A 913-nucleotide genomic window follows, 5' to 3' on the forward strand; every position below is an offset into this window, starting at 1 on the left:
TGCTGTGATCGACTCCATCAAAGGAATGTTGGATAGTTTCCAAACGGATTTGGATACAGGAGTTACTTGTAACTTGGATGGGGGATGTACTTACCACCAGAAGGGTGGGGCACTCAACAGTGCGGGAACATTGTTAAAAAACTTTCTCGATCAGATGCGACCCAAAGTAGAGAATGTGGCCCTTGATCCTTCCTTGTTTTTCTCAGATATTTCTAGTTCCTTTTCTACCTTCTTGCAATCGCAAAAAGACATCGCCAACAGCAAGTATGAGTTCCATGAATCCAATATTCTAACTTATCAAAGTAATGCTGGAATCAACTACGAGACATACAGAGACTATACGCAAACAGATATCAATTCATTGGTTTCCTCAATTCTTTACCAACACTATGGTGCAGGGTCTGCCATCTACTCTACTGATTCTTGGCTTTATGAAGGCCATGGCGGTGGAGCAGTATATAACATAGATGCTCATTTTGCGACCTTTAATACGATTAGCGATCCCAATTTGAGATCATTATATGAGAAAATTTATAGCGGCTTAGTTTATAACAATGGTGACTTGAGTGGAGTCAAAAGTGCTTTGCAAGGAATATTAGGTTCAAATTACGAAGTAACTAACGTTTTGGCAGCAAACATCTACACTGATTGGCAAAACGGTGCAAACAAAAGTGACCCTTGGGCATACGTTAGTCTCCTTAAGTCACAAGGGAACTTATATAACGATAAAAACCGATTTGCTATGTGGGTAGTGGATCAAGTGGTTCCGCCTTTTGTTTATTGGCATCAGTATTACCAGATGGGTGGTCTTCAAATGGGACTTCTCTATGAGGTAAAAGATAAAAACCAAGAAGCACTTGCTACTCATTGGAATGGAACTACAAGTTCCCTCGGGAACCAACTCAGTTTGTTT

Annotated in this window: 1 protein-coding gene; it reads left to right on the top strand. The window is 40.4% G+C overall.

Going from position 1 to position 913, the window contains the following annotated elements:
• The coding region (locus EHQ24_RS19205; protein ID WP_167483059.1) for a hypothetical protein at positions 1 to 913 on the top strand (913 nt) is incomplete at both ends.

This window comes from Leptospira noumeaensis, from assembly GCF_004770765.1.
Lineage (GTDB): Bacteria > Spirochaetota > Leptospiria > Leptospirales > Leptospiraceae > Leptospira_A > Leptospira_A noumeaensis.